This is a genomic window from Xanthomonas prunicola, from assembly GCF_025266575.1.
Classification (GTDB): Bacteria; Pseudomonadota; Gammaproteobacteria; order Xanthomonadales; family Xanthomonadaceae; genus Xanthomonas; species Xanthomonas prunicola.
Genome location: NZ_CP096142.1, coordinates 964609 through 991117 on the forward strand (window position 1 = coordinate 964609; position 26509 = coordinate 991117).

Annotated in this window: 22 protein-coding genes and 1 pseudogene; 18 read left to right on the forward strand and 5 right to left on the reverse strand. The window is 64.4% G+C overall.

Annotation, left to right across the window (positions count from 1 at the left end; all coding sequences use genetic code 11):
* Window positions 1-8 precede the first annotated feature (8 nt).
* Window positions 9-1352, forward strand: a complete 1344-nt coding sequence (locus tag M0D43_RS04020; RefSeq protein WP_252163639.1) for a polyhydroxyalkanoate depolymerase — start codon at window positions 9-11, stop codon at window positions 1350-1352.
* A 136-nt stretch (window positions 1353-1488) separates the two neighbouring features.
* Here the strand turns inward: M0D43_RS04020 and M0D43_RS04025 are convergent, their stop codons facing one another.
* Together M0D43_RS04025 and M0D43_RS04030 are read right to left on the reverse strand one after the other, a co-directional pair.
* The gene (locus M0D43_RS04025) at window positions 1489-2406 is read right to left on the reverse strand and encodes a sensor domain-containing protein (RefSeq protein WP_252163640.1); all 918 of its coding nucleotides are present in this window, start codon (window positions 2404-2406) and stop codon (window positions 1489-1491) included.
* On the reverse strand, window positions 2403-2765 hold the full coding sequence (locus M0D43_RS04030) for a PadR family transcriptional regulator (protein WP_252163641.1): 363 nt from the start codon (window positions 2763-2765) through the stop codon (window positions 2403-2405). Before M0D43_RS04030 ends, M0D43_RS04025 begins: the two co-directional genes overlap by 4 nt.
* Before the next feature lie 371 nt (window positions 2766-3136).
* Between M0D43_RS04030 and M0D43_RS04035 the strand changes: the two genes are divergently transcribed.
* Window positions 3137-4696 carry an alginate export family protein gene (locus tag M0D43_RS04035; protein ID WP_252163642.1) on the forward strand — a complete coding sequence of 520 codons (1560 nt, stop codon included), beginning with the start codon at window positions 3137-3139 and terminating at the stop codon, window positions 4694-4696.
* 253 nt (window positions 4697-4949) lie between these two features.
* On the opposite strand, the gene M0D43_RS04040 is transcribed toward M0D43_RS04035, so the two are convergent.
* Complete coding sequence (locus M0D43_RS04040) at window positions 4950-6314, reverse strand: hypothetical protein (protein WP_252163643.1); 1365 nt, start codon at window positions 6312-6314, stop codon at window positions 4950-4952.
* Between the two features lie 233 nt (window positions 6315-6547).
* On the opposite strand from M0D43_RS04040, the gene M0D43_RS04045 reads away from it, so the two are divergent.
* From M0D43_RS04045 to M0D43_RS04065, 5 genes are all read left to right on the forward strand, one after another.
* Window positions 6548-7222, forward strand: a complete 675-nt coding sequence (locus M0D43_RS04045) for a DUF502 domain-containing protein (protein WP_101363324.1) — start codon at window positions 6548-6550, stop codon at window positions 7220-7222.
* 4 nt (window positions 7223-7226) lie between these two features.
* Window positions 7227-8003: a queuosine precursor transporter gene (locus M0D43_RS04050; protein WP_252163644.1), complete on the forward strand. Its 777-nt coding sequence runs from the start codon at window positions 7227-7229 to the stop codon at window positions 8001-8003.
* 276 nt (window positions 8004-8279) lie between these two features.
* On the forward strand, window positions 8280-10235 hold the full coding sequence (locus tag M0D43_RS04055; RefSeq protein WP_252163645.1) for a DUF885 domain-containing protein: 1956 nt from the start codon (window positions 8280-8282) through the stop codon (window positions 10233-10235).
* A gap of 117 nt (window positions 10236-10352) precedes the next feature.
* On the forward strand, window positions 10353-10655 hold the full coding sequence (locus M0D43_RS04060) for a protein kinase family protein (RefSeq protein WP_252163646.1): 303 nt from the start codon (window positions 10353-10355) through the stop codon (window positions 10653-10655).
* 143 nt (window positions 10656-10798) lie between these two features.
* Window positions 10799-10990 carry a hypothetical protein gene (locus M0D43_RS04065; protein ID WP_252163647.1) on the forward strand — a complete coding sequence of 64 codons (192 nt, stop codon included), beginning with the start codon at window positions 10799-10801 and terminating at the stop codon, window positions 10988-10990.
* Between the two features lie 74 nt (window positions 10991-11064).
* Here M0D43_RS04065 and mmuM read toward each other — a convergent pair whose 3' ends face one another.
* Window positions 11065-12027, reverse strand: a complete 963-nt coding sequence (gene mmuM, locus M0D43_RS04070; RefSeq protein ID WP_252163648.1) for a homocysteine S-methyltransferase — start codon at window positions 12025-12027, stop codon at window positions 11065-11067.
* Window positions 12024-13421 carry an S-methylmethionine permease gene (gene mmuP, locus M0D43_RS04075; RefSeq protein ID WP_260807982.1) on the reverse strand — a complete coding sequence of 466 codons (1398 nt, stop codon included), beginning with the start codon at window positions 13419-13421 and terminating at the stop codon, window positions 12024-12026. Before mmuP ends, mmuM begins: the two co-directional genes overlap by 4 nt.
* 362 nt (window positions 13422-13783) lie before the next feature.
* On the opposite strand from mmuP, the gene gloA2 reads away from it, so the two are divergent.
* The 11 genes and pseudogenes from gloA2 (at window position 13784) to M0D43_RS04130 (ending at window position 26381) form a co-directional block, all read left to right on the forward strand.
* Window positions 13784-14170, forward strand: coding sequence for an SMU1112c/YaeR family gloxylase I-like metalloprotein (gloA2, locus tag M0D43_RS04080; RefSeq protein WP_252164957.1), 387 nt, complete (start codon window positions 13784-13786; stop codon window positions 14168-14170).
* Between the two features lie 140 nt (window positions 14171-14310).
* Entirely contained in the window at window positions 14311-15204 is an 894-nt protein-coding gene (locus M0D43_RS04085; protein WP_252163649.1) for an ABC transporter ATP-binding protein, read from the forward strand.
* Between the two features lie 12 nt (window positions 15205-15216).
* Window positions 15217-18807, forward strand: a complete 3591-nt coding sequence (locus tag M0D43_RS04090; RefSeq protein ID WP_260807983.1) for an ABC transporter permease/M1 family aminopeptidase — start codon at window positions 15217-15219, stop codon at window positions 18805-18807.
* A gap of 393 nt (window positions 18808-19200) precedes the next feature.
* On the forward strand, window positions 19201-19650 hold the full coding sequence (locus M0D43_RS04095) for a DUF2147 domain-containing protein (protein WP_252163651.1): 450 nt from the start codon (window positions 19201-19203) through the stop codon (window positions 19648-19650).
* A gap of 225 nt (window positions 19651-19875) precedes the next feature.
* Window positions 19876-21966, forward strand: coding sequence for a methionine--tRNA ligase (gene metG, locus M0D43_RS04100; RefSeq protein ID WP_260807984.1), 2091 nt, complete (start codon window positions 19876-19878; stop codon window positions 21964-21966).
* A 304-nt stretch (window positions 21967-22270) separates the two neighbouring features.
* Window positions 22271-22861 carry an HAD family hydrolase gene (locus M0D43_RS04105; RefSeq protein WP_252163652.1) on the forward strand — a complete coding sequence of 197 codons (591 nt, stop codon included), beginning with the start codon at window positions 22271-22273 and terminating at the stop codon, window positions 22859-22861.
* Window positions 22862-22867: 6 nt separating this feature from the next.
* Window positions 22868-23287 (forward strand): Rnf electron transport complex subunit RnfB, encoded by a 420-nt coding sequence (gene rnfB, locus M0D43_RS04110; RefSeq protein WP_252163653.1) that lies wholly within the window; start codon window positions 22868-22870, stop codon window positions 23285-23287.
* A 398-nt stretch (window positions 23288-23685) separates the two neighbouring features.
* A pseudogene (locus M0D43_RS04115) lies at window positions 23686-24472 on the forward strand (hypothetical protein).
* 85 nt (window positions 24473-24557) lie between these two features.
* Entirely contained in the window at window positions 24558-24926 is a 369-nt protein-coding gene (locus M0D43_RS04120) for a DUF4345 domain-containing protein (protein ID WP_252163655.1), read from the forward strand.
* 58 nt (window positions 24927-24984) lie between these two features.
* Window positions 24985-25548 (forward strand): sigma-70 family RNA polymerase sigma factor, encoded by a 564-nt coding sequence (locus M0D43_RS04125; protein ID WP_252163656.1) that lies wholly within the window; start codon window positions 24985-24987, stop codon window positions 25546-25548.
* Window positions 25545-26381: an anti-sigma factor gene (locus tag M0D43_RS04130; RefSeq protein WP_252163657.1), complete on the forward strand. Its 837-nt coding sequence runs from the start codon at window positions 25545-25547 to the stop codon at window positions 26379-26381. The genes M0D43_RS04125 and M0D43_RS04130 overlap by 4 nt, the downstream gene beginning before the upstream one ends.
* The last annotated feature ends 128 nt before the right edge of the window (window positions 26382-26509 follow it).

Sequence of the window (26509 nt, forward strand, 5' to 3'; positions counted from 1 at the left end):
AAACCGGTATGCTGCGCGGCAGCAAAACCGCACGGATGGGTGGAATGCTTTATCAACTGCATGAGCTGACCCGCAATCTGCTAGCCCCCTGGGTGCATCAGGCCCAGGCGAACGCCAAGATGTTTTCCGACCCGGACAGTCTGTGGGCTTCGCTCCCGGGCGCCGAGCGCATGGCCGCCAGCAACGAGTTGTTCCACCGTCTGGGCAAGGAATACGAAAAGCCCGCCTGGGCGCTCGACGATGTCGAGGTCGACGGCCATTCGCTGCCGATCATCGAACGCGAAGTGTTGAGCAAGCCGTTCTGCCGGCTGCTGCGCTTCAAGCGTTTCAGCGACCACGTCGAACTGATCGGCAAGATGAAGGAGCAACCGGCCGTGCTGGTGGTGGCGCCGTTGTCCGGCCATCACGCCACCCTGTTGCGCGACACCGTGCGCACCCTGCTGCGCAACCACAAGGTGTATGTGACCGACTGGGTGGATGCGCGCATGGTGCCGCTGGAAGCCGGTGCGTTCCGGCTCGAGGACTACATCAACTACATCCAGGACTTCATCCGCCACATCGGCGCCGAGCGCCTGCATGTGGTGAGCGTATGCCAGCCCACCGTGCCGGTGTTGGCGGCGGTGTCGCTGATGGCGACCAACGACGAGCCTACACCGCGTTCGCTGGTGATGATGGGTGGGCCGATCGATGCGCGTCGCAGCCCCACCCAGGTCAATAACCTGGCGACGGAAAACGGCATCGAGTGGTTCCAGAACAACCTGATCCACACCGTGCCGTTCCCGTATCCGGGCCATGGCCGCCAGGTGTATCCGGGCTTCCTGCAGCACGCCGGCTTCCTGTCGATGAACCCCAACCGGCATGTGATGTCGCATTGGGACTTCTACACCGATCTGGTCAAGGGCGACCTGCAGGATGCGCAGGCGCACCGGCAGTTCTACGACGAGTACAACGCCGTGCTCGACATGCCGGCCGAGTATTACCTGGACACGATCCGCGTGGTGTTTCAGGACTTCCTGCTGCCGCAGGGCAAGTGGAAAGTGGACGGCCAGCTGGTCAAGCCGTCGGCGATTCGCAACACCGCCCTGTTGAGCATCGAAGGCGAACTGGACGATATCGCCGGCCTCGGTCAGACCGAGGCCGTGCATGATCTGTGCACCGGCATCGACGCCGCGCATCGTCGCCATTTGGTGGTGGAAGGCGCCGGTCACTATGGCATCTTCAGCGGCCGTCGTTGGCGCGAAGTGGTGTATCCGCAGGTACGCGAATTCATCGCCCGCTACGATGCCGACCCGGTCGGCAGTCGTGATCCGGCTACCGTGACTCCGATCCGCAAGCGCAGTAAACGCGCCTGACCGACGCAATAGGAAATTCCCCGGCACGGCCGGGGAATTTTTTGTCCCTCTCTACCTGCGACCGCTCAGGCGAGGTCGCGTGCGGCAGCAAGCGCCGCCATCGGCGCTGCGCACACCGACCTACCGGCCAGGCGCATCACGCAGCCGCCTCACCGCTCTTGACCAGCAGTTGCTTGGCGAACATGCCATGCAGCTTGCCGAAGGCGCGTGCCACATGCAGCGTGACGAATAACAACAGCACGCCCACCAGGAACAACGGCAGCGTCAGCCAGCCGCTGGTGATATCCACGCCATCCCAGGTCAGTACCGCGGCGTTGTCGAACAACAGTGCGAGCGGTGACGCGGCCAAGCCCAACGACAGCGACAACAGCGTGCAAAACACGGTGAAGTAGATAACACCCAGCGGCAGCATCAACAGGAAGTACACCATGGTGCTCCAGGTGCGCACGTCGGTGAACATCGCACCGATGCGTTGTAGCCAGCCACCCTGCAGCCCTGGATGTGGCGGGCGACGCGGCATGCGCACACCAAGCAGCGTTTCGACCAGACGACCTTCCACCAGCGACAACACCCGCACCGAGCCGAAAAACAGCACCAGCAACGGCACACCGATGATCAGGATCATCAACCCGATCGACAGGCTCGCGCCAGCGACGACCCAGGTGAAATAGAAGATGCCGGTGAGCAGCGACAGCAGCATGTAGAACAATGCGCCGTAGGTGCGTGGGTCGGCGGCCACGCCGAAGAACGCGCCGATCCACGATGCGCGTTTGGGTGGCACCGGTGGGCGCAATGCGCGGGTCACGGTCACTTCGGTTTCGCGGTAGATTTCGGCCACTTCCTCCGGCGCGCCGTAGCTGCTGGCCACGCCTGCAATGACCTCGGCTTCGTTCTTGCCTTTCTGCTCTGCCAGTTCGGCACGCAGATACTCTTCGGCGTCGTAGAGCGCGTCCTGAATCATCGCCGGGTCGGCGCCGGACAACGCTTGGCGCAGCTGCAACAGATAATCGGGAATGGTGGTCGGCAACGGATGTGCCTGCGTCATCGTGTTCATACGTGGGTCCCCTCCAGCACTGAATCAACGGAATCTCGGGTGGCACGCCAGGCGGCGGTCCAATCGCGCAGGCAGTCACGCCCGTTATCTGTAATGCGGTAATACCGCCGGGGTGGCCCGGAGGCCGATGGCTCGATATGGCTTTGCAGCAACCCGGCCCCTTCCAGATTGCGCAGGACGGGGTACAAGGCGCTCTGCTTGCCACTGAGCACGCCGTCCAGACGCTCGAGCCGTTTGGCAATGAGATAGCCGTACAGCGGCGCATCGGCCCGGGCCAGGACGGCCAGCAAGGCCAGTGACACCGTGCCCGCACTCAACTCCTTCTGAAATTTGCGTAGGTGGATATCCGGCTCGCTCATCGGCCATCTCCGCTAGGTCGAAGGTGATGCTATGTAGAACCTAGCTATAGTGAATGTGCCGGTCGTCATGGGCGGGATTGGGGATTCGCAAAAGCAAAAACAAAAGCAAAGGCTTGGTCGGCCAGCCTCGCTTGAGCCATCGCGGGCAACGCAATGCGGTCCACCGCAGAGCGCAGCACCGCCGTTGCGACTCTCCCAATGCCCAATCCCCACTCCCCGCCCCACTAGCGCTCGCCTGTGCAAACCCGAGAGCGTTCATGAGCTTAGAACCTTTGGGTTACTGCCTTTCTGGCACGGCTTAACTACAGTCGACATCCCCCGTGCCGATAAGTGTCGCTCAGGGGTTTTTCACTTTTCGATGGGGCACTACGATGCAATTGACACGCTTGGCGCGGCCGGCCGTGGCTGATACTTCCTTTGGTGCCACACGGCGCCTGTGCCTTGCGATCGGGTTGGCGCTGCCGGTACTGGGCTTTGCGCAGACACAACCTGCACCCGTCAATGCCGAACAGACCCAGCCGGAGCCTGCCAAGCCACCGGTCACCGCCGCACCCGCCACCACCACCGCCAATGGCTACCCGCTCGAAGCGCAGGGCTGGGGCGCCAAGCAGGGCGGCAATATGTGGCAGGTGCGCTGGGCCGAAGACTGGTCGTATCTGAAGGACCCGTCCAAGCGCAAAAGCCCGTTCGATCCGCTCAAGTACATCCCGCTCAATGAAGACGGCGATGTGTATGTGTCGCTTAGCAACGAGTTGCGCGTGCGCAGCAACACCATCACCAATCCGGGCCTGATTCCCGGTAGCCATTCGCAGCAGCAGTATTTGCTGCGCGCCTTCTTTGGCGCGGACTTCCATGTCGGCGAACACTTCCGTCTGTATACGGAGTTGGCGCACGGCAGCCTGGATGGACGCAACGAAGGTGCCAAGACCGGCACCCAGGAAAACAACGCGATCCTGCAGCAGGTGTTCTTCGATGTGAAGGGCAACATCGGCGGCGCCGATACCGGTCTGCGCGTCGGCCGCCAGGTATTCGTCGACGGCCCCACCACGTTGATGGCGTTGCGCGACAACACCGATATTTTCGTGACCTTCAACGGCGCGCGCGCCTGGGCAATCGGCGACAAGACGCGTGTTGACGTGTTCGATTTCAATTTCAACCTGGATGGCACCGAAGGCCTGGGCGACGACCGCATCGACCGCTCGCGGCACTTCCGCGGTGTGGTCGGTGGCTATCGCTTGCCGACGGCCAAGCCCATGTATCTGGAGCCGTTCTTCTATCAGTTCCGTAACGACAACCAGGTCTGGGGCCGCCAGACTGCCGAAGAAAACCGCAATTACTACGGCCTGCGCCTGTGGGGCAACGTGGGCAAGCTGCGCACCGACTCGTTCGTGACCGTGCAGCGCGGCAGCTTCGGCGGACGCGACCTGCGCGCCTACATGGCCAGCACCTCCAATGCGTGGACGCTGAGCGACAACGGCTGGAAGCCGCGCCTGGGCTTCCATAGCGAAATCGCTTCCGGTGGCGGTGGCACCTCCGGTACCGGCACGCTGCGCAACAACAACTTCTTGTACGGCAACACGATCTACTTCAGCTGGGCCACGTTCTTCGGCCCGGTGAATCTGGTCACCGCCGCACCGACGTTCACGTTCTCGCCCACCTCCAAGCTCACCGTGAACCTGGAATGGGAAACCCTGTGGCGCCAGACCACCAGCGATGCGATCTACAACAACCAGGCGCGTGCCTACGCTCGCACCCAGAACACCAGCGAGCGCCGCATCGGCACCATGCCGCGCATCAACGCGACCTGGAATATCGATCCGAACTGGTCGGTAACCTTCCGCGCCGAACACTTGATGGCGGGCCCGGCGTTGGAGAAAGCCGGCTACGGTGACTCGACCTTCGTGATGGGCTGGTTGAACTTCCGCTTCTAAGCGCGAAGTGCTCGATGTGCCTGTGCGCATCGCGTCGTTCTTCCATCGCTGTTACGGCATGTTGCGTTTCAGCATTGGGTTCAAGGCCATGTGCGGGCGGCAGGCGTGAGGCAGGCCTGCACGCAACACCCATGGCGATCGCGCCGATTCGGCGGAGAACGGCCAAGACAATCCGTCACAAACTCACTGCAGCGACGCGCTTTTCGCGCGACACATCCGATGGATGCATCGTGTTGATGGAGCATCGCCGAATCTACTGAATGGCATTGGCCTGACGTTCTTCTGTGATCCGGCTGGCCGGCAATGGCCAGCGATATTCACCCGCCTCAGCTTCGCGGCGGGCGTACTGAACCAGGATCAGATGCTTGCCGTCGTCATCGACTTTCAGTGGGCGCGCCTGTTGGCGCAGCGCAGGCGGTAGCGCAGCAAGTCGCTGCGTCAACAGCGTTGCGTCGGCTGGGTGATCGCGCAACCACAGCATCGTCGAAACCGTGCGCAATGCAGCGGCAGTGTCCTGCAGCTTGTGTTGGTAATTTGCATAGTCCGGACGCGACACGCTTGCCAACAGGCAACCGCTGGCATTGGCCACGCAGGCCACCGATGTGGTCTCGGGCACCGGAACGTCGTGCTGTGGTAGCGCCCGATCCTTCGCCAGCACTGCCAGCACCGGCGCGCTGCAAGCCCAGGTAAAGGTCGGCGCCAGCAGGGCCTGGGTGCGCTCGCGGTCCAGCAACTGTGGCGCGACGCGCTCCAGCCAGTTGCGACCATTGCGCGGAGGAGGCACGTCCTGCAGCAGCGAGAACACCATCCGCGATTCGCCATGCAGCGCATGACAGAGCGAGATTTCTTGCGTCGTCGCCGGTGCGAACGCTGCGGCGCAATGTACAGGCAGCGACTGCTGCACCGGTCGCTCGGCCAGCATGTCGGCAAACAGCTGCGCATTGCCACGCAGCATTGCCGCACCAATCATCGTGATCGCCAGGTTGTCGCCGCTGCGCATCAGCACACGGGCAACCTGGGCATCGGTGCAGACGCCGGACAAGGCTTGGGTGGTGCGCCCCTGGACGAAGTCCAGGGCGCTGGCTGTCATCGACAATGGCATCCGCGGCAATTCGGGCAACGGCGTATCGCCCCGTGGCCGGAATGGACTGCGGTAGTCGGCGTAGTCCGCCAATGCCCGCATCCGGGCCAACATCGTCGCCTGTATTGCCAGGGCATCGGCATAGGCCTGCGGGTGTTGGCGCACACGCTGCAAGCAGCCATCGGCACGGGCAGTGCACAGCGCGGGCGCGGTGGATGGCCAACCTGGCAAGCGCGGATAGCCCGCTGCGGCAGGTTGAAATGGCACGCGATCCGGTAGCCGATTGAATCGTTCCACGTCCCGTGCCAGTACCGCCTCGCGCTGCGCTTGCGGTATCGCGTACGACAGCGACCACAGCGCTCCGAACATGTTGGCGCCGCGCAATGGCGGCAGCGGCTGACGCAGCTGCGCCAGCGCCTGACGCTGCGCCTCTGGAATCGGCCAATACCTGGAGACCGCATACAGCGCCAGCACGGCCGCAAGCAGGATGCAGACACCGAGCAAGGCAGCTTTGAAAAACTTGGCAATCACGTGCATACATCCTTCCCTGAGTGCTGCGCATCTTAGTGCCATCGTCACAGGCCTGCGACGGGCAGACCCGACCGTGTCACCAAATGGACATCGCGCGCTCGGGGAATACGCGCACCTCGGCACGCAGAAGGCATTGCGACGGCCAGACGCACGCGAAGCGTTTTGGCCAATCCCGAATGCCCGCCGCCAAATCCGCACGACATCTCCACCGAACGCGGCCGAATGCCTACACTATGCCGATGTCCGAATCCCCCACTCCGCACGCCCGCCCTTCCCTGCAACGGGTCTTTCTAACCGGGTTGCTCACCTTGCTGCCGGTCTGGTTGACCTGGGTGGTGGTAAAGTTCGTTTTCTCGCTGCTCTCCGGCATCAGCAGCCCCTGGGTGGTGCCGTTATCAGAACGCATCGCGGCCTCGTTCCCAGATTATCTGGGCTGGTTCAAGGCGCTATGGGTGCAGAACACCATCGCCCTGATCGCCACGGTGGCAGTCATTCTGTTCGTCGGCATCCTGAGCCGGCGCGTGATCGGCCAGCGTCTGCTGCGCTGGTTCGAGGCGATCATGCGGCGCATTCCGCTGGCCAGCGTGGTCTACGACAGCGCGCGCAAGCTGCTCGATATCTTGCAGACCCAGCCCGGTAGCACCCAGCGCGTGGTGCTGATCGACTTCCCGCATCGGGATATGAAGTCGGTAGGCTTGGTCACCCGCGTGATCAAGGAACAGGGCACTGGCCGCGAGTTGGCGGCAGTGTACGTGCCGACCACGCCCAACCCCACTTCCGGCTACTTGGAAATCGTGCCGGTGGAACTGCTCACGCCCACCGACTGGAGCGTGGATCAGGCGATGAGCTTCATCATTTCCGGCGGCGCAGTGGCGCCAGAATCGGTTCCCTTCACCCGGACTGCGGATCGCTAAGACCATGACCCATGTACGTACCCTCGACGATCGTGCGGTACGCCTGTTCATTGCGCTGGCGGCCTTCTTCTGCGTCAACGCGGCGCTGGCCGAGTTCATCGGCGTCAAGATCTTCGCGCTGGAAGACACCCTTGGCATTGCGCCGTTGAACTGGAATCTGTTCGGCCAGAGCGGCTCGCTCAGCTTCACCGCCGGCACCTTGCTGTGGCCGGTGGTGTTCATCATGACCGACACCATCAACGAGTTCTTCGGCAGTCGCGGGGTGCGCTTCATCTCGTGGGTGGCTGTCATCCTGATCGGCTACGGCTTCGTGTTCGCATTCGCAGCCATCGCGCTTGCGCCTGCTGGCTGGTGGGTCACCGCAGCGCAGAGCCAGGGCGTGCCGGATTACCAAGCCGCGTTTGCGGCGGTGTTCGGGCAAGGCCTGTGGACCATCGGCGGCTCGCTGGTGGCGTTCCTGTTCAGCCAATTGATCGATGTCTCGGTGTTCCACCGCATCCGCCGCGTCACTGGCGAACAACACGTGTGGCTGCGCGCCACCGGCTCCACAGCGGTCTCGCAAGTGGTGGACAGCTTCGTGGTGATCTATATCGCCTTCGTGCTCGGCCCGCAGCATTGGTCCATCGACCAGTTCCTGGCGGTGAGCACGCTCAACTACATCTACAAGATGGGCTTTGCGGTGTTGCTGATCCCGCTGCTGTATCTGGCGCGCCGCGGCATCACCGCCTATCTGGGCGCCGAGCGTGCTGAACAGCTACGCGAAGAGGCCGCTGCCGACTGAGCCGGGCGCCCTCCGGCCAAGGTCATCGCGCCGCAATGTGTTGCGGTGACAACACCGGACCGACAGTGGTCTTCATCATCGCGTAGTAGGCGAACGCACCGTGCGCTCTGGCCCCACACGCGGCATTTCTCCACATGCCGCAGCGCACCACACCACGCAGGTGCAGCACCGCGCCCATGCGCCGCATGAATTGCCCATAGGCGGTATGCCTCCGATGGGTGGCCGTAACCGTGCGGATCGGGCAAGCTCCCCGCTCGCTTGTTTCCGGAGCCGGTAATGCCCCTTCGCTTTTCCCGCCTGCTGTCCCTGGCCATGGCCGCCCTGGTGAGCCTGTCGCTGGCGGCGCCGGCCGATGCGGCCAAGAAGAAGACCGCCAAGGCACAGACCACGCAAACGCGCGCGAAGGCGAGCAAAGGCAAGAAGACCGCCAAGCCGGCGGCCAAGAGCACCAAGGGCACCAGGGGAAAGGGCAGCAAGGCCGCCACGGTCAGACCACGCGCGGTTGCCGCGCCGGTGGTGCTGACCAAGGCGCAGCAGCTCAACCTGTTATACGACCAGTACTGGGACGCCTCGCTCAAGCTCAACCCGCTGCAGGCCACCTTCCAGGGCGAGAGTCGCTACAACGACCAGCTGCCGAACTTCCTGTCGCCGGCGTTCCGCCAGCAATCGCACGATTTCACCGTGCTGTGGCTGGGCAAGGCTGAGGCACTGGGGCCCGATGGCCTAAGCGGGCAGGATCTGCTCAGCTACCAGATCTTCGTGCGCGATGCGCGTAGCGCGCTGGCCGCCGAGCAATTTCCCAGCTGGATGCTACCGATCAACCAGTTCTACAACATCGCCAGCATTGCAGTGGTGTTGGGCTCGGGCACCGGCGCGCAGCCGTTCAAGACGGTCAAGGATTACGACAACTGGTCGCGGCGTGCGCTCGGCATCCCCGATCTGTTCGAGCAAGCCATCGCCAACATGCGTGCCGGCATGCAGGCCGGCGTGGTGCAGCCCAAGGTGCTGATGCAGAAGGTGTTGCCGCAGTTGGATGCGATCATCGCGCGCAACGCCGAAGACAGCCTGTTCTGGGGCCCGGTGCGCAACCTGCCCGCCGACATGCCCGAAGCCGACAAGCAGCGCATCACTGCCGAGTACAAGCGCATGATCGAGGTGCGCATCATGCCGGCCTACCGTGCGTTGCGTGGCTTCATCGCCACTGAATACCTGCCTGCCTGCCGCGACAGCGATGGCCTCGCCGCCTTGCCGAATGGCGCGGCGTGGTACGCCTACGACGTGCGCCAGAGCACCACCTCCGACCTGAGCCCGGAGCAGATCCACCAGATCGGGCTGGAGGAGGTCGCGCGCCTGCAGGGCGAGATCACTGCGCTGACCAAGCAGGTCAAGTTCCGCGGCAACCTGCCCAAGTTCTACAAGTTCATGCAGACCGACAAGCGCTTCGGCTTCCGCAGCGACACCGAGCTGCTAGCGACGTATCGCAGCCTGCAGGGCCGCGTGCAGTTGGCAGTGCCGCGGCTGTTCAACACCCAGGGCATGCCGGCGCTGGAAGTGCGCGCGGTGGAACCGCAGCGCGCGCAATCGGCTGCCAGCGGCTCGTATATGCGTCCCAGCGTCACTGGCAGCAATGGCAGCACGCCGGGCATCTTTTATGTCAACACCTCCGACCTGCCCTCGCGCAAGACCTGGGAAGCGGAGAGCCTGTACCTGCACGAAGCGATTCCGGGACACCACTACCAGCTCGGCCTGCAGCAGCAGCTGACCGACCTGCCCAAGTTCCGCCGCCTAGGAGGCGAGACCGCCTATATCGAGGGCTGGGGGCTGTATGCCGAATCGCTGGGGCGCGAGTTGGGGCTGTATCAGGACCCCTACAACTACTACGGCTACCTGCAAAACGCACTGTGGCGCTCGATCCGGCTGGTGGCCGATACCGGCCTGCACAGCAAGGGCTGGACGCGGACCCAGGCCATCGACTACATGCTGGACAACTCGGCGATGAGCCGCACCGATGCCGAAGCCGAAGTCGACCGCTACATGGCCATCCCCGGTCAGGCGCTGGCCTACAAGGTCGGCGAGATGAAGATCGCGCAGCTGCGCGAGCAGGCGCAGCGCGAGCTGGGGCCGCGCTTCGACGTACGTGCCTTCCATACCGAAGTCCTCAAGGATGGCTCGGTGCCGCTGGAGATCCTGCAGGAAAAAGTGCAACGCTGGATCGCCACGCAAAAGCGCTGACCGCAGCGGGCTGCAGGCCGCGGCTGCGGCGCTTGGTATGCTGGAGGCAGTGTTGGCGATCCGCAGGCCGGGCACCTGCGCTGCCGCCCACAGGACGTGTACCGATGCCTTCTGACGATGAACCGCGCGCATGCCGCATCACCGCACGAGATTCCCTCCCAAGCGCCCTTGCTGTCGCCCGGCCTGACAGAGCGTCTGCGCAACGGCCGGTGGTGGCGCAATCTGATCGGAGAGGCCGGCGCCGAGGTATTCCGCGTGCAGCTCCCCACCGGCCCGGACGTTTTCCTCAAGCAGGCTGACGGCGACGACGCGCAGGCGCCGATCGACGAGATGGTTCGCCTGGCGTGGTTGTCGCGCCTGGATGCGGACATCCTGCCATCGTGCACGCCGAAACCACGGGCGGACGCACCTGGTTGCTGACCAGCGCCATGCCGGGCCGCACTGCCTACACCTGGCTGCAGGACGATCCCGCACGCGGCGTGGCCATCGTGCAGTCCCTGGCTGCAGCGCTGCGGCGCTGGCATGCGTGACCGGTGCACTGCGGCCCGTTCAACGCCGACCATATGCTGCGGCTGGCCCACGCCCGTCGACGCCTGGACGCCGGACTGATCGATGCCGACGATTTCGATGATGCCCGCGCCGGCTGGACGCCTGCGCAGGTCTGGGCGGCGATGCAGGCGCTGCTGGCGGCCTACGCCACCGAACTGGACCTGGACCGTCTCACCTTCCACCTGTACCTGGACGAGTGCTTCTGACAGCCGGCGGATCCTCCCGCCACGCGCCCGGCCTGCCACATCCACCGCTCCGATGGATGACCGCGCGAATCGAATCACGCCTGCGCCCGCGCGACCGCCAACGCGGCGATATCGCGCGGAGTGGTGCGGCAGCAGCCGCCGATCAGGCGCGCGCCTGCAGCCAGCCACTGCGCGTGCTGGTCTGCCAGGCTGCAGGCAGGCGCATCGCCGGCATGCCAGCGTTTTTCGCCAGCGTCGTAGTGCTCGCCCGAGTTGGGGTACACCACCAGCGGCAAGGCGGTCAGCGCCGACAGACTCTGCAACGCGGCGGTGACCCGATCCAGCGCGATGCAGTTGATCCCCACCGCGATCACCTGCGCGCAGGCATCCAGCGCCGGAATCACTTGCGCCAATGGTGTGCCGTCGCTCAGATGATCGGCATCGCGCAAGGTGAAAGAGAACCACGCATGCAATTGCGGAAATTCTTCCAGCAGCAGGCGTAACGCCACGATCTCGTTCGCCGAGGGCAGCGTCTCGCAGGCCAGCACATCTACGCCCGCCGCAGCCAGCGCGGCGATGCGCGGGCGATGGAAGTCCATCAGTTGCGCCAATGGCAACGTGTAGTCGCCGCGGTATTCCGAGCCATCGGCCAGATACGCGCCATACGGCCCGACCGACCCGGCCACCCATAACGGTGCGTCCTGCGGTTGCATCTGCAAATGATCGGCGCGCGCCTGCGCGGCCAGGGCCACGCTGCGCGCGATCAACACCTGCGATTGCGCCAAATCCAGCCCGCGCGCGGCAAATCCCAGCGGCGTGGCCTGGTAACTGGCAGTGATCGCGCACTGCGCGCCGGCAGCGAAGTAGTCGCGATGCACCTGATAGATCAGCTCCGGTTGCTCCATCAGCACGCGTGCCGACCACAGCGCATCGTTGAGATCGCAGCCGCGTTGTTCCAGTTCGGTGGCAAGCGCGCCATCCAGCAGCACATACCCGTCGTGCTGCAACGCCTGGCTGAAAGGCGCATTGGCGCGCGACTGGCGTGGAAGAATCGTCATGCGTGCAGTCTCCGGGCCGCAAGCCACTGGGTAAATGCATAAGCGCCATAGCACAGCGCAACGAACGGAATACCGCACCACAGCGCAATGCGCTGCTGCGGATCGAATGCCAGACCGATGCAGGCCAGAAGACACAGCGAAAAGCCAAGGATCGGTGTCCATGGGTACCATGGCGCGCGATACGCCAGCGTCTCCAGCGCAGTGCCATCGCGCAGCAGTTGACGACGGAAGCGGTAATGCGCGGCGCAAATGCTCAGCCACACCACCACGACCGCAAATCCCGACACTGCAGAGATCGCAACGAACACGGTGTCGGCCGCATACACAGCGGTCAGCAGCGCCAGCAAGCCGCCCAACATGCTCAGTGACACGGCACGCAATGGAATGCCGCGGCCGGTCAACCGCGCCAGGCCCGAAGGCAACGTGCCCTCGTTGGCCAGCGACCACAGCATGCGCGCGGCCGCGTACAGGCCCGAATTGGCCGCCGACAGGATCGCGGTCAGGATCACCGCGTTCAAGATGCCCGCCGCATACGGAATGCCCAGCAGCTCGAACGCACGCACGAAGGGGCTTGTCTCCACCGCCGCCTGGCTGGCCGGCAGCAGCGCGGCCAGCACCAGCACGGTCCCGGCGAACAACACCACCAGCCGCACCAAGGTCGTGCGAATCGCCAAGGGAATCGCACGCGCTGGCTGCGCGGTTTCGCCGGCGGCCACGCCGATCAACTCCGTGCCGGAGAACGCGAAGTTCACCGCTACCATCGTCATCAGAATCGGCAAGGTGCCATGCGCAAACCAGCCATCGGCACGCAGATGCCGCAGCCCGGGCGCGGGCGAGCCATCGGCCAACGGCAGCAGGCCGATCACCGCCGCGCCACCCAGCACGATGAACACCAGGATCGTGATCACCTTGACCAACGAAAACCAGAATTCGCCCTCGGCAAACCAACGTGCCGACACCGTATTCAAGCCGAAGATCAGCGCGCAGAACAGCAGACACCACGGCCACGCCGGACTATGCGGAAACCAGTACTGCATGCAGAACGCCGCTGCGGTAAGGCTTGAGCCCAATGCTACCGTCCAGGTCAGCCAGTACAACCATGCCACCACGTAGCCGGTCGCTGGCCCCAGATAACGCGCCGCATATACATGAAACGCACCGGTCTGCGGCATCGCCACCGCCAGTTCGCCCAGGCATTGCATCACCAGATACACCACCAGCGCGCCGATCAGATATGCCAGTACCGTGCCCAGCGCGCCGGTGCTGGCGATGATGTAGCCGGTGTTGAAGAACAGCCCGGTACCGATCACGCCGCCCAGCGACAGCATCACCAGATGGCGCACCTGCATGCTGCGCTGAAACTGCGGTGCGGTGGTGGACGATGGTTCGGACATGGGTGCGCGTGATCGGGGGTGCTCCATACTGCCACGCGCCCGCAGGCGGGCACAGCCGTGCACACCCGAGCTGTGACGCAGGGCCTGCCGCTCAATGGCGGACGGTTATGCTGCCGATTGGTTTTTTGCTGGCTCTCCCTCATGCCACACCATCGCCTTACAGCCCTGCACACATCGTTGCGTCGCCTCGCTGACTCGAGCTTGCCCGGACGATCGCCCACTCCAGGCAGCGCAACGTGCGCAGGCAATGCTGACCTTGCCGCGCTTTTCGTCGCGCGCACGCGTCTGCGCCGTGCGCGCAGCGAGGAGTGGAACACATCGACATCAGCCACATTGCCGACAGCAGTGCTTCGGAGCGCCGCATGATGCTCGCCGGAATTCACCACGTGGCAATCGCTGGCGACTACGTGGTATCCAAACGGTTTTATTGCCAGATCCTGGGTCTGCGTGTGCTCGACGAGCATTACCGGCAGGCGCGCGACTCGTGGAAACTGGATCTGGCGCTGCCCGACGGCGGGCAGATCGAGCTGTTCTCGTTCCCCAATGCACCACTGCGGCCCAGCCGCCCCGAAGCGCGCGGCTTGCGCCACCTCGCCTTTCGCGTCGAAGACCTTGATGTCGCGGTCGCACATCTCAACGCACACGGCGTGGCGACCGAAGACATCCGCATCGACGAATACACCGGCCGCCGCTTTACCTTTTTCGCCGATCCGGATGAGTTGCCGCTGGAGCTGTACGAGGTCGGCTAGCACCTACAGAACTGGCAGTCCGGTTATGCGGTGCGGTCACATCTGTGGCATCGACGCGTCGAGATGACATGACTTCCGGCGCATGCAGCGATACGGCAATCGCGCTGATGATCCTTGCAACCCAGGACACAGGACCGTCCATGCTACAGATCCGCGCGTTGTCCAAGACCTACGCCAATGGCGTGCATGCGCTGCAAGGCGTCACGCTCGACATTCCCCGCGGCATGTTCGGGTTGCTCGGCCCCAACGGCGCCGGCAAGTCCTCGCTGATGCGCACGCTGGCCACCTTGCAGGAGCCGGACTCGGGCAGCGTGACGCTGACGGACGCAGACGGCAGCAGCACCGACGTGCTCAAGGAAAAAGACCAGTTGCGGCGCCGGCTGGGCTATCTGCCGCAGGATTTCGGCGTGTACCCGAAGGTCAGCGCGCTCGACCTGCTCGAGCATTTCGCCGTGCTCAAGGGACTCACCAACCGTGCACAGCGCAAGGAAGTGGTCGAGCGACTCTTGCAGCAGGTCAATCTATGGGACGCGCGCAAGCGCAAGCTGGGCACCTATTCCGGCGGCATGCGCCAACGCTTCGGCATTGCGCAGGCACTGCTGGGCAACCCGCAGCTGGTCATCGTCGACGAACCCACCGCCGGGCTGGACCCGGAAGAGCGCAACCGTTTTTTGAACCTGCTGGCCGAAATCGGCGAGCACGTGGTGGTGATCCTGTCCACCCACATCGTCGAAGACGTCACCGACCTGTGCCCCACGATGGCCATCATGAACAAGGGGCAGGTGTTGCTGACCGGAAAGCCGGCCGATGCGATCGACATGCTCAACCAGCAGGTCTGGCGCAAGCAGGTCAACAAGAACACCTTGTCCGATTACGAAGCGCGCTTCACAGTCCTGTCCACACGCCTGATCGCCGGCCATCCAGTGATACACGTATTCAGTGCGGACTGTCCGGAACCGGGCTTCGAACAGGTCGCACCCGATCTTGAGGATGTCTATTTCCAGCGCCTGCGCAAGCACGCGCTCGCTGCCTGACGGAGCGCGGCCATGATCCTGGCGTTCCTGCGCTTCGAGCTGCGCGAACAACTGCGCTCGCCCTTTTTGTGGTTGCTGGCCGCGCTATACGCCTTGCTGGCCTTCGCCGCACTCTCCAGCGATGCCGTGCAGATCGGTGGTGGCATCGGCAATGTGCTGCGCAACGCGCCGACCGTCATCGCCAGCGTCCTGGCGATCTTCAGTCTGCTCGGCCTGTTGGTGGCTGCCCTGTTCGTCAGCAACGCGTTGCTGCGCGATTTCGAGCTGGGCACTGCGGAGCTGGTGTTCTCCACACCGGTGCGCCGCCGCGATTACCTGGCCGGCCGCACCGGTGCGGCACTGATCGCCGGCACGGTGATGTATCTGGTGATCGCACTGGGCATGTTCGTGGCGCAGTTCATGCCGTGGATCGACCAGGCGCGGCTGGGGCCGGTCGCGCTGCTGCCATACCTGTGGTCGCTGCTGGTGCTGGTGCTGCCCAACCTGCTGTTCACCACCGCGCTGCTGTCGGTGCTGGCGGTGACCACGCGCAGCATCCTGTGGGTCTACATCGGCGTCATCGTGTTTTTCGTGCTGTACGGCGTGAGCCGTGCGCTGCTGGCCGATCTGGACAACGTCTGGCTCGCGACCCTGTCCGATCCACTCGGCATCCGCGCACTGTCGCAGACGTTGCGCTACTGGTCAGCGGAACAACGCAACCTGCAGCTGCCCCCATTCACAGGCTACCTGCTCGCCAATCGCGCCCTGTGGCTGGGCATGAGCGGGCTGTTGTTCGCGGCGACCTTCGCACTGTTCCGCACCGAACGTAGCGGCACGCGTCGTCGACGCGGCGTGGCGCCTGCTGCATCCAACAGCGCACAGGCAGCCAGCGTGCGCGTCACCACCACCGGCCTCACCGTGACGCCAGTGTTCGCAGCCAGCACGGCCTTCCGGCAACTGCTGCGCCAGATCCGTTTCGATACGCTCGGCGTGCTGCGCAGCGCGCCGTTCGTGGTGCTGCTGATCCTGGGCCTGGCCAACTTCATTCCGACCGCGCTGTTCAATGCGCGCATGTACGGCACCGCCGTGCTGCCGGTCACCTCGTTGATGCTGCAGGCACTGCAGAACAGCTACAGCTTTCTGCTGATCATCGTGGTGCTGTTCTATGCCGGCGAACTGGTGTCGAAAGAACGCAGCAATCGCATCGACGGCATCACCGATGCCATGCCGGTGCCGGACTGGGTTCCCCTGCTTGGCAAGTTTGTGGCCTTGCTGGCAGTGATCGCCAGTTTCCAGCTCGCTGGCGCATTGACGTCGATCGCGCTGCAACTTGGCCGCGGCTACACCACGATCGAGCCGCTGCTGTATCTCAAAACCCTGGCGCTTGGCTCGGTGCTGTATGTGCTGATGGGCGGCATGGCCCTGGTGCTGCAGGTATTGAGCAACAACAAGTTCGTCGGCTATGCCATGTTGATGCTGGTGTTGATTGGGCAATCGGCGTTGTCGATGCTGGACTACACGCAGAACCTGTACAACTTCGGAAGCTGGCCCAACGCGCCGTATTCGGACATGAACGGCTTCGGCCACTTCCTGCCCGGGCAGTTGTGGTTCCAGGGCTATTGGGGCGTCTTCCTGCTGGCCTTGTTGCTGCTGTCCTCGGCGTTCTGGCCACGCGGCGTCGGCCATGGACTGCGTCAGCGGGTACGCCTGGCATTGCAGCGCTTACGCAGCCCCACCGGCGTGGCCTTGGCGGCTAGCCTGCTTGGCGTTGCGGCGATCGGCGGTTGGCTTTACTGGAATACCAACGTGTACAACAGTTTCCTGTCGCCGGAGCAGCGCTTGGACCTGCAGGCACGCTACGAGCGCGATTACCGCAAGTACAAGGATTTGCCGCAGCCGCGCATCATTGCCGTGGACAACCATGTCGACCTGCACCCGGAAACGCAGTCGGTCGTGATCGATGCCACCTGGACCGTGCGTAACTCCCACAGCGCACCGATCGACGAGGTGCATATCGGCATGCAGGGCACTACCGGCGATCGTAGTCTGGTCAAGGTGGATCTCGGCGGGCAAACGCTGATCACGCACGACATCCCGGCCGGCTACCGCATCTATCGGTTACAGCGCCCGCTGCAACCTGGCCAGGAGCGCGTGTTCCGCGTCCGCGTGGACCAGCACCCGCATGGCCTTAGCGCCGGGCAGGCACAGACCGATCTGGTCGCCAACGGCAGCTTCTTCAATAGCCAGGCATTGCCCTGGTTCGGCTACAACACCCAGACCGAGATCACCGACCGCAACGACCGTCGCAAGCGTGGTCTGGGCGAACCGACACGCATGCCCAGGCTGGAAGATCAGGCCGCACGCGCCAACACCTACGTCAGCGACGATGCAGACTGGCTCAGCTTCGCCAGCACCATCTGCACCGCGCCGGACCAGATTGCGCTGGCACCCGGCTATCTGCAAAAGGAATTCCAGCAGGCGGGCAGGCGCTGCTTCCGCTACGTGATGGATCGCCCGATGCTCAACTTCTATGCGTACCTGTCGGCGCGCTGGCAGGTGCGCAAGGCTTACTACAAGAATAGTCCGATCGAGATCTATTACGACTCCAAGCACCCGTACAACGTGCAACGCATGATCGAAGGCGTGCAGAAATCGTTGGCCTATTACGAAGCCAACTTCACCCCGTACCAGCATCATCAGGTGCGCATCATCGAGTTCCCGGGCTATGCCGGATTTGCGCAATCGTTCGCCAATACCATTCCCTACTCCGAATCGATCGGTTTCATCGCCGACCTGCGCGACAAGGACGACATCGATTACGTGTTTTACGTCACCGCGCATGAAGTGGCGCACCAGTGGTGGGCGCATCAGGTGATCGGTGCGAATGTGCAGGGTGCCACGCTGCTGTCCGAATCGCTGGCGCAGTACTCGGCGCTGATGGTGATGGAGCGCGAGTACGGGCGTGCGCATATGCGCCGCTTCCTCAAGTACGAACTGGACCGCTACCTGGAAGGGCGCGGCGGCGAAACGATCGATGAGCTGCCGTTGTACCGGGTGGAGAACCAGCAATACATCCATTACCGCAAGGGGTCGCTGGCGTTCTACCGCCTGCGCGAGGAGATCGGCGAGCAGGCGCTCAATCGCGCGTTGCAGCGTTTCCTGCAGGCCAAGGCGTTTCAGCAACCGCCCTACACCACCTCGGCCGAACTGCTGCAGGCCATTCGTGCCGAGGCACGCCCGGACCAGCAGGGAATGATCACCGACCTGTTCGAGAAGATCACCTTCTACGACAACCGTGTGGTGAGCGCACAGGCCCGCAAGCGCCCGGATGGACGCTTCGATGTGACCGTGCAGGCGCAGGCAGCCAAGTTGCAGGCCGATGGCCGCGGCAAGGAGCATGCGGTGCCGATGGACGACTGGATCGAGGTCGGGATCTACGGTTTGCCCGCCGGCAAGAACGCGCAGGCGCCGGTGTTGGCGCTGCAGCGGCAGCACGTCACCAGCGCCACGCCCAGCGTCACCCTGACCGTCGACGCCCTGCCCATCGAAGCCGGCTTCGATCCCGACAACAAGCTGATCGACCGGGTGCCGGATGACAATCGCAAGCGGGTGACGCTGCAATAGCAGGCGTTCGCGGTCGCTGGCCGATGATCGCCGGTCGGCCGGAGGCGACGCGCACAGCCAACGACTGCAAGCGAGCCGAACAAGTCCGCGACCGCCGAGGTGACGACGCGCCCTGCGCGCGTGATCACTCGATCGCAGCGAACGGACTGCGTTCACCCGCCCTCCCGGATGTCGGACAACGCACGTCGCACGACGGAATCTGCCGACGGAGCGCCGGCCCGCAAGCGGTCAGCCTGCGCAGCCGGCGTTCTCAGTGGGAGCGGCGCAGCTGCGGCACCGCCGCCGCGCGGCATGAACGCATCCCGCAGCGCGTCTTTCCCGCACCATACCCCACGGTATACATTCGTCATCAGGCCGCCGACGGCGGCCACAGCAATCCCTGGGAGGGGACACATGCGCAAGACCTTCAAGACCCTGATGGTGGCCCTGCCGCTGGCCGCCGCCTCGCTGCTGGCCCAGGCGTCCGATTCGCCGGTGGGCCGCTGGAAGACCATCGACGACGAGACCGGCAAGCCCAAGTCGGTGGTGCAGATCGAACAGGCCACCAACGGCACGCTGAGCGGCAAGGTGGTCGAGATCCTGCAGTCCAACCATGGGCCCAACCCGACCTGCGACAAGTGCGATGGCGCGCTGAAGGGCAAGCCGATCAAGGGCATGACCATCCTGTGGGGCCTCAAGGCCGACGGCACTGCCGTATGGGATGGTGGCTCGGTGCTGGACCCGGCCAAGGGCAAGACCTACAAGGCCAAGCTCACCTTGACCGACGGCGGCAAGAAACTGCAGATGCGCGGTTATATCGGCATCGAAGCGCTGGGCCGTACTCAGACCTGGGTACGTGAATAGTCGGGAATCGGGATTGGGGATTCGGTAAGAGCAGGCGCCCGTGAGGGCGCCTTTTTTGCGTGTGTCCATCCTGACGTTACATGCGCGACCAACACCTGCGCGCCTCGACAACACGGCCGCATGATCCTGCTTTGACCGATTCCCCAATCCCGATTCCCGATTCCCAGCCCCAATCCCTGCTCTCGACTAATGCGATAATCGGCTGTCCCCCGCATTACGCCTGCCATGACCCGCACCGCACTCGTCACCACCGCCCTGCCCTACGCCAACGGGCCGCTGCATCTTGGCCATCTGGTCGGCTATATCCAGGCCGATATCTGGGTGCGCGCGCGCCGGTTGCGCGGCGACAAGACCTGGTTCGTCTGCGCCGACGACACCCACGGCACGCCGATCATGCTCGCTGCCGAGAAGGCCGGGGTGACCCCCGAAGCCTTCATCGCCAACATCCAGGCCAGCCATGAGCGCGATTTCGCCGCGTTCGGGGTGACCTTCGATCATTACGACTCGACCAATTCGCCGGTCAACCGCGCGCTGACCGAGGCCTTCTACGCCAGGCTGGAAGCGGCCGGCCACATCAGCCGCCGCTCGGTGGCGCAGTTCTACGACCCAGCCAAGGGCATGTTCCTGCCGGACCGCTACATCAAGGGCATCTGCCCCAACTGCGGCAGCGCCGACCAGTACGGCGACAACTGCGAGGTCTGCGGTGCCACCTACGCACCGACCGAGTTGAAAGAGCCCAAATCGGTGATTTCCGGTGCCACGCCGGAGCTGCGCGATTCGGAGCATTTCTTCTTCGAAGTGGGCCATTTCGACGGTTTCCTGCGCGAGTGGCTCGCTGGCGACGTGGCATTGCCGGGCGTCAAGGCCAAGCTCAAGGAATGGCTGGACACCGAAGGCGGCCTGCGCGCCTGGGACATCTCGCGCGATGCGCCGTATTTCGGTTTCCAGATTCCCGGCCAGCCGGGCAAGTACTTCTACGTGTGGCTGGATGCGCCGATCGGCTACCTGTGCAGCTTCAAGACGCTGTGCGCGCAGATGGGCGAAGACGTCGACGCGCACCTGGTGGCCGGCACGCAGACCGAACTGCATCACTTCATCGGCAAGGACATCGTCAATTTCCACGGTCTGTTCTGGCCGGCGGTACTGCACGGCACCGGCCACCGCGCGCCGACGCGCCTGCACGTCAATGGCTATCTGACCGTGGACGGCGCCAAGATGTCCAAGTCGCGCGGCACCTTCGTGATGGCGCGGACCTTCCTGGATGTCGGCCTGGAACCGGAGGCGCTGCGCTATTACTTCGCAGCCAAGTCTTCCGGCGGCGTGGACGATCTGGACCTCAACCTGGGCGATTTCATTGCGCGGGTGAATGCCGATCTGGTCGGCAAGTTCGTCAACCTGGCCAGCCGCTGCGCGGGCTTCATCGGCAAGCGCTTCGACGGCAAGCTGGCCGAAGCGCTGCCCGATGCCGTGCAGTACGACCGCTTCGTCGCCGCACTGGCGCCGATCCGCGAAGCCTACGAGCGTAACGACGCGGCCAGCGCGATCCGCCAGACCATGGCGCTGGCCGACGAGGCCAACAAGTACATCGACGACACCAAGCCGTGGGTGATCGCCAAGCAGGACGGCGCCGATGCGCAGCTGCAATCGGTGTGCACACAGGGCCTGAACCTGTTCCGCATCCTGGTGGCCGCGCTCAAGCCGATCCTGCCGCGGACCTGTGCCGAGGCCGAAGCCTTCCTGTCGGCACCGATGACCAGCTGGGAAGACGTCGCCCGCCCGCTGACCGCGCACGTGATACAGCCCTACACCGCCCTGTTCACCCGTATCGACCCCAAACTGATCGACGCCATGACCGACGCTTCAAAAGACACCCTCGCCGCGCCTGCAGCCCCGACTGCGGCCACCGTCAGCGCTGCAAAGGTGGCCAACACCGAAGCAAAAGCGGCCACGCCGGCCAATCCCCTGGCCTCCGTCTCGCATCCAGATCTTATTGGCATGGACGATTTCGCCAAGCTCGACCTGCGTATCGGCAAGGTGCTGGTGTGCGAATTCGTGGAAGGCTCGGACAAGCTGCTGCGCTTCGAACTGGATGCCGGCGACTTGGGCAAGCGACAGATCTTTTCGGGCATACGCGCCAGCTACGGTGAGCCGGAAGCGTTGGTCGGCCGCAACGTGGTGTTCATCGCCAACCTGGCCCCGCGCAAAATGCGCTTTGGCATCAGCGAGGGCATGATTCTGTCGGCCGGCTTCGATGGCGGCGCCCTGGCGCTGCTGGATGCCGACAGCGGCGCCCAGCCGGGCATGCCTGTGCGGTGAAGCGGCATTGGATAATGCGGTAATCGGAAATCGGGAATCGGAAATCGTAGAAGCCAGAGCTGATGGTTGAGGGAGACCTGACACGCGTGCTTGGCGCGTCCCCTCATCCGCCCCTGCGGGGCACCTTCTCCCGCACGCGGGAGAAGGAGATAGATCGACGCTGTAGCAGCCCCTTTCCCGCAAGCGCGAGAAGGAGATAGATCGACGCTGTAGTAGCCCCTCTCCCACCTGCGGGAGAGGGGAACAAACCAGTCACCGCGCTTTTAACCAATCCCCAATCTCGACTCCCCAATCCCCGCCCCTCATGCACCTAGCACTGTTCGACTTCGACCACACCATCACCACCTGCGACACCTATGGGCGTTTCCTGCGCAAGGTGGCAACGCCTGCGCAGGTGGCGACGGCGAAGTGGCAGGTGGGACCGTGGGTGCTGGGCTATCGGATGGGCGTGATGTCCGCAGCAACCTTGCGCGCGCGGGTGACGCGACTGGTCTTCAGCGGCCGCTTGCTGGATGACATCGCCGCGCTTGGTGTCGAGTACGCGCGCACCACGCTGCCGGGCGTGCTGCGTGCAGAGATGATGCAGCGCATCGACTGGCACCAGGCGCAGGGGCATGAGGTGGTGCTGGTGTCCGGCTCGCTGGATCTGTATCTGCAGCCGTGGTGCACACAGCATGGGCTGTCGCTGATCTGCAACCGGCTGGACCACAGCGACGGCCGCCTGAGCGGGCGGTATGCCGACGGCGATTGCGGACCGCACAAGGCCGCGCAGATCCACGCGCACTATGACCTGTCGCAGTACGACTGCGTGCATGCCTACGGCGACAGCCGCGAAGACAAGCCGATGCTGGCACTGGCGCAACAGCGCTGGTATCGCGGCAATCCGCTGCACTGATCGCATATGCCCGTGCCCGCGCCCCCTCTGGTCGAACGTCTCGATCGCCTGCTGCCACAGACCCAATGCGGTCAATGCGGCTACGACGGCTGCCGCCCCTATGCGCAGGCCATGGCCGACGGGCTGGCCGACGTCGACCATTGCCCGCCCGGCGGCGATGCGGGCGCACGTGCCCTGGCGCAGGTGCTGGAGGTACCGGCGCGCCCCTTCGATCGCAGCCGCGGCGCGCACAAACCCCCACAGGTCGCCTGGATTGTGGAAGCCGATTGCATCGGCTGCACCAAGTGCATCCAGGCCTGCCCGGTAGATGCCATCGTCGGCGGGGCCAAGCACATGCACACGGTGATCGCGCCGCTGTGCACCGGCTGCGAGCTATGCCTGCCGGCCTGCCCGGTGGATTGCATCGCGTTGCACCCAGCCGGCTGAGCGCGGCGTTCAGTCCGCTATCGCACCCAGCCGATGCCTGCGCGGCCACCGATTCGCGCACATCGCGTCGCGGTCGCACACGGCGCAAGCAGGGTCTGAGCGAGCGCGCAATGTCATGCGCCCATACCTCCAACGCTCTGCACCATGCGCGCTTGCCCACACGTGTTCACACCACCTGTTGCCGCCGCACTGACGCATCACGGCACGCCCCCGCCGTTCCGGCACGGTTCCATGCCGCCGCTAACACCGCCGGTGCCATCACACGCTGCCGCCAGCGACGCCTGGCCATTGATCCCAGCGCTCCAACCACCGTGCCGTCAGGAACGTCCTGACGCAGCCGGCGCATCCGTGCTGCGGCCGCGCTCGTATGGGTATGCACTCCCATCGAGGATCTGCCGATGCGCCCATTTGCCGCTGCCATCGCTGCGTTCACCATCCGTTGCCGGTCGATTCCGCCAATGCTGCTGCTAGTGCTATGCAGCCAGCCACTCAGTGCAGCGGCAGTGACGCGAGTGGATGGCGATGCCTTCGATGGCGACAGCGGCGCGTTGCGGTATCGCGAGTCGCATTGGCTGCTCGACGACGGCGGGCGGCTGGTGCTGTACCGCTGCCCGGACGGGAGACCGTTCGCGCGCAAGCAGGTTGACGGCGGTGGCAGCTCACCCGACTTCAGCCTGATCGACGGGCGCGACGGGTATCGCGAAGGCGTGCGCCAACGCGATGGCGTGCGCGAAATGTTTCAGCTTGTCCCTGGCAAACCCGAACGCCGCACCACGCTGCCGCCCAGCACCGGCGCACGGGTGATCGACGCCGGGTTCGACACCTATTTGCGCGAGCAGTGGGACGCCATTGCGAGCGCACCGCAAAAGGTGGATTTCGTATTGCCCAGCCTGCAGCGACAGTTGGGTTTCCGGGTCGAACGCATGGGCGATACTGCCGGGCAGCGGCGTTTCCGCATCAGTCTGGATGCCTGGTACGGCGCGGCAGTGCCGTCGCTGGAGGTGCGCTACTCGATCGCCAACGAGCGCCTGCTCGAATTCCGCGGTGTGGGCAATCTGCGCGATGCGAACGGCCGCTATCCGCGCGTGCGCATCGTTTTCCCGGATAGCGCCGCGCGCGGCCAGTGCCGAGGAATTACGCCAGGCCCGCGAGCAGCCGCTAACCAAGGCGTGCAGCGCCCCGTGAGCCGCGCCCGCGCCATCTTCACGTTCGACCACGCGCTGTTGCGTACAACGGCCCGGGCACCCATTCCCCGCACAGGAGTACCGTCGTGGCAAAAGCCTATCTCTGGATCAATGCAGTGCTCTACTTCGCCCTGGCGGTGTGGTGCACGCTCTCCCCGGCCAAGACCGCAACGGCGGTGGGCTATACCCAGCTCTCGCCGGCAGGGCAATCCGAATATCTGGTCATCTACGGCGGTCTGCAACTGGGCATGGCGTTCCTGTTCGGCTATTTCGCATGGATCGATCAAGCCCGCACCGGCTTGGTGGTTGCACTGGCGTTCTATGTCCCCATCGTGCTGTTCCGTAGCGTCTCGCTCTCGCGTTTGTGGCCGGTCTCCGCACCCACTGTTGCGCTTGCCGGCGTGGAGATCCTGCTGCTGCTCGCCGCGGTGCTGCTGTGGTTCCAGCGCAAGTGAAAGACACACTCAGCCCAGTCCGGTAGCATCGCGCTCACCTAACCCAACGCCCGAACGCATGAGTGCCATTCCTGGCCACGACGACGATGAGACCGGACGCCTGCTGACCGCAACTGCGGGCGGCGACAGGCATGCTTTCGAAGCGCTGTATCGGCAGACCTCGCCCAAGCTGTTCGGGGTGTGCCTGCGCATGATCCCGCAACGTGCCGAAGCCGAAGAGGTGCTGCAGGACGTGTTTACGCTGATCTGGCACAAGGCCGGGCAGTTCGACCCGAGCCGCGCACGCGGGCTGACCTGGCTGGCGATGATCGCGCGCAACAAGGCAATCGACCATCTGCGCGCCAACGCGCCGCAGCGCCGCAACGTGGCGCTGGACGATGCCGGCGAACTGCGTGCCAGTGATGCCTCGCCGCTGGAGCGCACCGAGCGCGCCAGCACGCGCCGGCGCATCGATCATTGTCTGGCCGAACTGGAGCCGCCGCGCAGCGAAATGATCCGCACTGCGTTCTTCGAAGGCATCACCTATGAAGAACTCGCCGCGCGCACCGATACGCCGATCGGCACGGTCAAAAGCTGGATCCGTCGTGGTCTGGCAAAACTCAAGGCATGTCTGGAACGATGAGCACGCCATTTCCCATCGACCAGGAACCGCCGCGCGACGTGCTTGCCGGCGAATACGTGCTTGGCCTGCTGAGCGCCGAAGAGCGCCTGGCGGCCGAACAACGCGTTGCCACCGACGATCAGTTCGCCCAGGCAGTCCTGCAGTGGCAGGAACTGCTGGCGCCACTGCTGGAAGAAATCGCCGCGGAGACGCCAACGGATCAGGTGTGGGCGCGCGTGCGCCAGACGCTGGGCTTCGATACCCCCTTGCGCGCAGTGCCGTCTGCAGTGCCGGTCAGCTCCAATGCGCCGGCAGCACCGTTGTGGAACAACGTGCGGTTCTGGCGCTGGGCCAGCGTCGGTGGTCTGGCCACCGCAGCGGTGTGCGTGCTTGCCCTGCTCAACGTGCGTACGCCGTCGGCACCGGTGCAGCCGCCGCCGAGCGGCGAGGTGGTGCAGACTCCGGTCACCCAGCCGCAGACCACCAAACCGCCCGCAGCAACCGGGATCGCCATGACCTCGACCCTGGCCACCGAAGACGGTCGCCCTGGTTACGTGGCCTTGATGGATGCCGACAAGCACACCATCACGGTGACGCCGCTGGACCGCACCGCCACCGTCGACAAGGTGCCGGAGCTGTGGTTGATCACCCCCGATGGCAAGGCACATTCGATGGGCACGTTCGACGATCAACGTGCACGCCGTGCGCAGATCCCCGATCAGTTGATGCCCATGCTCAGCAACGACGCGCTCCTGGCCGTCACACTGGAACCGCCGGGCGGCGCACCGGGTGGCGTTGCCACCGGCACGGTGGTTGCCAAGGGTGGCATCAGCACGCTGGCAATGGCGCCCTGATGCAGCACGCCTGACCCCGCTTGCGAGCGCTTCGCAAGCGGGATTTCTTGGAAAACAGCCTCGTCCGCGCCAGCAGTGTCTGGTGCTGGCAATGTGTGCGCAGGTGCGCGATTCATTCGCGCCGCCAA